This is a genomic window from Novosphingobium sp. UBA1939, from assembly GCF_002336885.1.
Taxonomy (GTDB): Bacteria; Pseudomonadota; Alphaproteobacteria; order Sphingomonadales; family Sphingomonadaceae; genus Novosphingobium.
This window is the reverse complement of record NZ_DDFB01000120.1, coordinates 1-7001: the sequence shown is the minus strand read 5'-3', so window position 1 is coordinate 7001 and position 7001 is coordinate 1. Positions and strand designations below refer to the sequence as shown.

Annotated in this window: 8 protein-coding genes and 1 pseudogene; all 9 read left to right on the top strand. The window is 66.7% G+C overall.

The window, feature by feature from the left end; all coding sequences use genetic code 11:
• A pseudogene (locus tag B3547_RS15870) lies at nt 1-200 on the top strand (chemotaxis protein CheX); the annotation flags it as partial.
• Complete coding sequence (locus tag B3547_RS15865; protein WP_292964611.1) at nt 197-2392, top strand: chemotaxis protein CheA; 2196 nt, start codon at nt 197-199, stop codon at nt 2390-2392. The pseudogene B3547_RS15870 and the gene B3547_RS15865, both read left to right, overlap by 4 nt.
• Nucleotides 2389-3261 (top strand): CheR family methyltransferase, encoded by an 873-nt coding sequence (locus B3547_RS15860; protein ID WP_292964609.1) that lies wholly within the window; start codon nt 2389-2391, stop codon nt 3259-3261. Before B3547_RS15865 ends, B3547_RS15860 begins: the two co-directional genes overlap by 4 nt.
• Nucleotides 3258-4304, top strand: a complete 1047-nt coding sequence (gene cheB, locus B3547_RS15855) for a chemotaxis-specific protein-glutamate methyltransferase CheB (RefSeq protein WP_292964607.1) — start codon at nt 3258-3260, stop codon at nt 4302-4304. The genes B3547_RS15860 and cheB overlap by 4 nt, the downstream gene beginning before the upstream one ends.
• A 1-nt stretch (nt 4305) precedes the next feature.
• Nucleotides 4306-4857 (top strand): chemotaxis protein CheD, encoded by a 552-nt coding sequence (locus B3547_RS15850; RefSeq protein WP_349676497.1) that lies wholly within the window; start codon nt 4306-4308, stop codon nt 4855-4857.
• A 35-nt stretch (nt 4858-4892) separates the two neighbouring features.
• Nucleotides 4893-5264: a response regulator gene (locus tag B3547_RS15845; protein ID WP_125954917.1), complete on the top strand. Its 372-nt coding sequence runs from the start codon at nt 4893-4895 to the stop codon at nt 5262-5264.
• Nucleotides 5265-5286: 22 nt separating this feature from the next.
• The gene (locus B3547_RS15840) at nt 5287-5730 is read left to right on the top strand and encodes a chemotaxis protein CheW (RefSeq protein WP_292964603.1); all 444 of its coding nucleotides are present in this window, start codon (nt 5287-5289) and stop codon (nt 5728-5730) included.
• 16 nt (nt 5731-5746) lie between these two features.
• On the top strand, nt 5747-6001 hold the full coding sequence (locus tag B3547_RS15835) for a hypothetical protein (protein WP_124809279.1): 255 nt from the start codon (nt 5747-5749) through the stop codon (nt 5999-6001).
• Nucleotides 6002-6160: 159 nt separating this feature from the next.
• On the top strand, nt 6161-6832 hold the full coding sequence (locus tag B3547_RS15830) for a glutathione S-transferase family protein (RefSeq protein ID WP_124809280.1): 672 nt from the start codon (nt 6161-6163) through the stop codon (nt 6830-6832).
• Nucleotides 6833-7001 lie beyond the last annotated feature (169 nt).

Below are 7001 nucleotides of genomic sequence, written 5' to 3'. Positions count from 1 at the left end.
CGATGATCGCATCGCTTGGTTCAGGCCCGCTGCAGATCGACGCACGCGAATGCACGCAGATCGGGCAGGCCATGTTGCAATTGCTGGTCAGCGCGCGCCGTTCGCAAGGCGGAGCGACCATTCTCCCCTCGCCCGTCCTGCAGGACATCGCCCGCCTGGCGGGCCTGCAAGCCGATCTGTTCGATGGAGGCGCGGCATGACCAGCGAGGAAATCCAGGCGATCTTCTTCGCGGAATGCGAGGAATCGCTGACCGCCGCCGAAACCGGGCTGGCCGCCTGCCAGCAGGGCACGCAGGATGAGGATACCGTCAACGCGGTGTTCCGTGGTGTCCATTCGATCAAGGGTGGCGCGGGCGCCTTCGGCTTCATCGCGCTCCAGGCGTTCACGCACACGTTCGAAACGCTGCTTTCGGATGTGCGCGATGGCACCGTGCCGCTGACCGAACCGCTGATCGAGCTGCTGCTGCGCGCGCTCGATACGCTGAGCGATCATGTCGCCGCGGCGCAGGGCGCCGGCGAGACGCCGGAAGATACCGCCTTGCTGGCCGAGCTGACGGCCGCGCAGGCCGCCAACGCCGGCGGCACGGCCGCTCCGGCTCCCGAACCGAAGGCCAAACCGGCCAAGAGCGCCAAGGCGAAGCCGGTGCCCGAACCCGCTCCGGAAGCGCAGGACGCCCCCAATGCAGATCTCGACATCGATCTCGACGCCATGCTCGACGATCTCGCCGGGGCAATGGGTGGATCGTCGCCCGAGGCCGATAGCGGGGACGATGATGCCGAGGGGCGCTGGGAAATGCGCGTCCGGCCTCATGCCGGCGCCATGCGCAACGGCAGCGAACCGGTGCTGATGCTGCGCGAAGCCATCGAACTGGGTGGCCGCTGCGAGCTGTGCGATATCTCGGAAGTCCCGCCGCTCGACAAGATCGATCCGGAAACCGGCTATCTCGGCTGGCATTTCAGCTTTCCCACCGACGTTATCGAAACCGCCGTTCGCGACATCTTCGATTTCATCGGTGACGAATGCGATCTCGTGATCGGGCGGGGCCTTGCCATGCCGCCGGTGCAGTTGCCCGAGCCGAAGCCCGGCAACGTCGCGCCCGCTGCCCCTGCCTCGGCTTCGGCGGCGGTACAGGAACCACCGCGCCAGACGCCTTCCGCCGCGCCGCCGGCAGCCCCGGCTGCTGCTGCGGCGGCCAACCAGACGATCCGCATCGAACTGGGCAAGCTGGACCGCCTGATCGACGCGGTCGGGGAACTGGTGATCGCGCAGGCGATGATGGCGCAACGCCTGGTCAGCGAAGGCGTGGCCGCGACCGAGGAGCTGACCATCCTCGAAAGCCTGACGCGCGACATTCAGGAAAGCGCGATGTCCATTCGCGCGCAGCCGATCGGTTCGGTGTTCAGCCGCGTGCCGCGCATCCTGCGCGAACTGACCCAGTCCACCGGCAAACATGTCCGGCTGGACGTGTCGGGCGAAAGCACGGAACTGGACAAGACGGTGATCGAGCGGCTGGGCGAACCGCTCACGCACCTGATCCGCAACGCGGTGGACCACGGCATCGAGGAATCCGATCAGCGCGTGGCCGCCGGGAAATCCCCCGAAGGCACGCTGACGCTTTCCGCCGAACACCGTTCCAGCCGCATCGTGATCCGCATTGCGGACGACGGGCGCGGCATCGATCGGGAACGCGTGCTGGCCAAGGCGATCGAGAAGGGCCTCGTGCCCGCCGATGTCCAGCTGTCGAAGGAAGAAATCGACCAGCTGATCTTCGCGCCCGGCTTTTCCACCGCGCAGACCATATCCAACATCTCCGGCCGTGGCGTGGGCATGGACGTGGTCCGCCAGAACGTGAAGGATCTGGGCGGCCGCATCACCATCGAATCCGAACCCGGCAAGGGCACGGCGTTCATCCTGACGATGCCGCTGACACTGGCCATTTCCGATGGCATGGTCGTCAACGTGGGCGACCAGACACTGGTCATTCCGCTGGCCAACGTGGTCGAAAGCCTGCGTCCCGACATCGAGCAGGTGAAGGGCCTGGGCACGCAGCGCGCGATGATCAACGTGCGCGGACGGTTCATTCCGATCATTCCGCTGCACGCGTCCGTGGGCGCGGTGGGCGCCACGGAAGCGCCCGACCACGGCGTGCTGATCGTGGTGGAAACCGAAGGCGCGGGCCGCGCGGCGCTGCTGGTCGATGCCATCCGCGATCAGCGGCAGGTCGTGATCAAGAGCCTCGACACGCATTACCGGTCCGTCGAAGGCGTGGCCGGGGCAACGATCCTGGGCGACGGACGCGTGGCGCTGATCATCGACGTGGACGGCCTGGTCGCGCGCAGCCTGTCCGCCTCCGCCGCGCAGGCGCCGACGCAGGCGCAGGAGGCCGCATGAACATCGCCGCCGCGTTCGAGCCATCGATGCCCGGGATCAGCCCGGGCATCTACGACAACGACGATTTCACCGCCATCAGCGAGATCGCGCACCGCGAGGCCGGGCTCGTCCTGCCGCCGGGCAAGGCCATGCTCGTCTATTCGCGCCTGGCCCCCCTGGTGCGGGATTCCGGCTGCGCCACGTTCGGCTCCTATGTCATGCGCATCCGCGAGGACAACGAGGAACGGGCGCGCGCGATCTGCGCCCTCACCACGAACCACACGTTCTTCTATCGCGAAGCGCATCATTTCGAGCATTTTGCGCAGGAATTGCGGCCGGACTTCGTGAAGCGGCTCGAACGCGGCGGCAAGCTGCGCATCTGGTCCGCCGGCTGCTCCAGCGGCGAGGAAACGTGGTCGCTGCTGATGACCCTGCTCGGCCCCGAACGGAACGCCGGGCTGGCGATCGCCCAGCGCGACGTGCGGATGCTGTCCAGCGACATCGCGGTCCACGCGCTGCACAAGGCCAGTGCCGCCCGCTACCGCGCGGAGGATCTGAAGCCGGTGCCCGAACGCCTGCGCGAAGCCTGGTGCCGGATCGACGGCACAGATGCCACGATCGCGCCGGAAATGCAGGCCCTCGTCCGTTTCCGCTCGCTCAACCTGCAAGGCCCGTGGCCCATGCGCGGGGAGTTTGACGTCATCTTCTGCCGGAACGTCATGATCTATTTCGACACGCCCACCAAGGAACGGCTGGTGGCCCGCTTCGCACAGCAGCTGGCGCCGGGCGGGCATCTCTACATCGGCCACAGCGAGCGCGTGACCGGGCCGGCGCTGGAACACCTTACCAGCGTTGGGCCCACGATCTATCGCAAGGGAGACAGACGATGAGCCAACGCCCGATCCGCGTGGTCGTCGTCGAGGATTCTCCGACCATGCGCGCTATCCTCCACACCCGCCTGTCCAGGGAGGGCGACATCGAGGTGGTCGCGTCTGCCGCGAACGCCGCCGAAGGCCGCCAGATGATCCGCGAACTGGACCCCGACGTGGTCACGCTCGACGTGGAAATGCCCGGCATGAACGGCCTGGATTTCCTAGAGAAGATCATGAAGCTGCGCCCCACGCCCGTCATCATCGTCTCGGGCGCGACCCAGCAGGGCAACGAAACCACCGCCCGCGCGCTCACGCTGGGTGCGGTGGAGTGTTACGCCAAGAGCCAGATTTCGGGCACGCTGCCGCTCGACGATGGCGGAAAGCTGGCGCGCCTGGTCCGCGATGCCGCGAAAGTGCGCTTCGCGAACGACGCCGCGCCGGCCGCGCCGATCACCGCCGCGCCCCCTCCCCCGCCTCCGGCGGACAGAAAGGGGCCGCCCAAGGTCATTGTCATCGGCTCGTCCACCGGGGGCGTGGAAGCCCTGCACACGTTGCTTTCGGAGTTTCCGGCCGATTGCCCGCCCACGCTGGTGGTCCAGCACATCAACGAGCGGTTCACCGCCGCGGTGGCGCGCACGCTGGACGAAACCTGCGCCGCGAACGTGGTGCTGGCGCAGCCCGATCTTCCACTCCGGCCGGGCCACATCTATTTCCCGCCGAACAACGACCGCCACCTTCTGGTCGGCGGCCCGCAAATCCTGCGCACCAAACTGCGCGGGGGCGATCACATCTCCGGCCACCGGCCCAGCGTGGACGCCCTGTTTCAATCGGCGGCGGACGTGGTGGGCAAGGACGCAATCGGCATCCTGCTGACCGGCATGGGGGCCGACGGCGCCAAGGGCCTGCTCTCCATGGCCCGCGCCGGCGCGCTGACGATCGCGCAGGATGAAGCAACCTGCGCGGTCTTCGGGATGCCCCGGGCCGCCATCGCGCTGGGCGCCGCCAGCATCGTCGCGCCGATCGACCAGATCGCCCGGCATACTTTCAGCAAGGTTGCCTGACATGTACCATCGACCTCTTGTTGTTTCCCATCCGCAGCGGCGAACGGTCATGCAGGGTCAGGCCTTCGCCAGCGACAGCGTGGACGAGGAATTCACCACCGTCCTGGGCAGTTGCGTGTCCACCTGCCTCTATGATCCGGAGGTGCGCGTGGGCGGCATGAACCACTTCCTGCTGGCCGAGCCGCCCAGTGCGAACCCGTCCGCGGCGATTGACGTTCACTACGGCGTCTATCTGATGGAAGTGCTGGTCAACGAGATGCTGTCCCGGGGCGCGCGGAAGCACCGGCTGAAGGCGCATCTTTACGGCGGCGCGAACGTGAACCGGACGATGATGAAGATCGGTTCGATCAATGCGGAGTTCGCCCGCGGTTTCCTGACCCGCGAAGGCATCGTGCTGATGCGCGAGGACCTGGGCGGCACGCAGGCGCGCCGCGTCGATTTCCGGCCGGCATCGGGGCAGGTCCGCTGCCGCTTGGTGGAGGAACGCCTTGCCCCGCCCGTTCAACCCACCACCCGCCCGCAAAAGGCGTCGGGCGACGTCGAACTGTTCTGACAGGAAACCCTTCTTACTCGAAAGCGAACCACGACATGACCAAATCCACCCGAATCCTGACCGTCGACGACAGCCCGAGCATGCGTGCCCTGCTCAACCACGCCCTTGCCTCGAACGGCTTCGACGTGGCGCAGGCCGAAGACGGCATGGCCGCGCTCGACTGGCTGGAAAGCAACGAAGTCGATGTCGTCATCACCGACATCAACATGCCCCGTCTGGACGGCTTTGGCCTGATCGAGCGCCTGCGCGAAGGCGAACGGCACCGCGATCGCCCGATCCTGGTGCTCACCACCGAAAGTTCGGACGAGAAGAAGGCGCGCGCCCGCGCCGCCGGCGCGACCGGGTGGATCGTGAAGCCGTTCGATCCCGCCAAGCTCGTCGCGGCGGTCCGCCGTGTCACCCACTGATGGCTGGACGGGAGACAAGCCGATGATCCGCGAACTGATTACTTTCGAAGTCGAAGGCCAGATCTTCGGGCTGGACATCATGTCCATCCGCGAAATCCGCGCCTGGTCGCCCACCACGCGCCTGCCCCGCGTGCCTTCCTATGTCGCGGGCGTGGTCAACCTGCGCGGCACCGTGCTGCCCGTGGTCGATCTTGCCGCCCGCCTCGGCTGGAACCCGACCGAACCCACCCCCCGCCACGCGATCATCGTCACCCAGATGGATGCCCAGATCGGCGGATGGATCGTGGATGCCGTCAGCGACATCGTCACCGTGCCGGAAGAGGCGTTGCAGCCGCCCCCGCCCAGCACCGGCCACGACACGGTCATTCCGTTCCTCGAAGGGCTTGCCGCCATCGACGAACGCATGGTCATGGTTCTCAACCTCGCCGCGCTGAGCAACGAAGCCCAGCTCGCCGAAGCCGCCTGACGCATGGAGGATATCGATGAACCAGGAGGCAACCCACCGGCAGATCGCCATCGTCCTTGAGGAACTGTCGCAGGAAGTCGAAGCGCTCGGCGCGTCGCTCTGCCTCGATCCCGATATCGTCGTCCGCCACATGACCACCCTGCAGGCGATCGACATGATCGGCCAGAAACAGCGTTCGCTCGCCTCGCTGCTGACGGCCGATTGCCCAGCCGCCAGTATCGAGAAGATCGCCATCGACGCGCTGCGGGAAAGATTGCGCCTGTTCGGATAGCATCTCGACCTGCCCGGAGCGGGCAGCGCGCGCCGACGCGTCCGCCCGCTCCGACCGTCTGCCGCCCGTCTGCCTTCCCCCAGGCGGATGCGAAATTGTGGGGAACCCCGCCGATGGCGGCTGGACTTCGCCCGTGGCCCTGCGCCATGGAATGTCCCCATGTGGCAACTCTATCAGTTTCCCCTTTGCCCGTTCAGCCGCAAGGTTCGCCTGCTGCTTAGCGAAAAGGGTGTCGGCTATGAACTGTGGCGCGAAAATCCGTGGGAACAGCGCGACGAATTCACGCGCATGAACCCCGCCGGCCGCACGCCGGTGCTGCACAATCCGGAGCGCGAGATCACGCTGGTCGACAGCCGGGCGATCTGCGAATACTTCGAGGAAACGGTCGACAAGACGCCGATGATCAACGGCACCGCCGCCAACCGCGCCGAAATACGCCGGCTGGTGGCGCTATTCGACGAAAATTTCTTCGCCGACGTAACGCACCCGCTGATGGAAGAACGGATGCGCAAGCGGCTGATCTACCGCCAGCCGCCGGACAGCCGTCTGCTGCGTGAAGCGATGCGGCTGGCCAACGCCCATCTCGACTATATCGACTACCTGATCGACAACCGTCCCTGGCTGGCCGGCGCAACGATGAGCCTCGCCGACCTTGCCGCCGCCGCGCAGATTTCGGTGGCGGACTACCTCGGCGGCATCGACTGGTCACAGCACGAACAGGCGCGCGGCTGGTATTCGGTGTTCAAGAGCCGGCCCAGCTTCCGCCCGCTCCTGTCCGAACGCATGGACGTGATCCAGCCGCCCTCGCACTATGGCGACGTGAACGCCTGACCCCGGCGTTCACGCGCTGCCTTGGCCGGAATCAGGCCGCGCGGGGCTTCGAACCGAAACGGCCCTGCTTGCGGAAGCGAACCATCCACCGCTCCAGGAACAGCGCCAGCGGTCGCGGATGCACGCCCAAGTCGCGGATGCCCGGCAACGTTCCCGTCGCGGCACTACC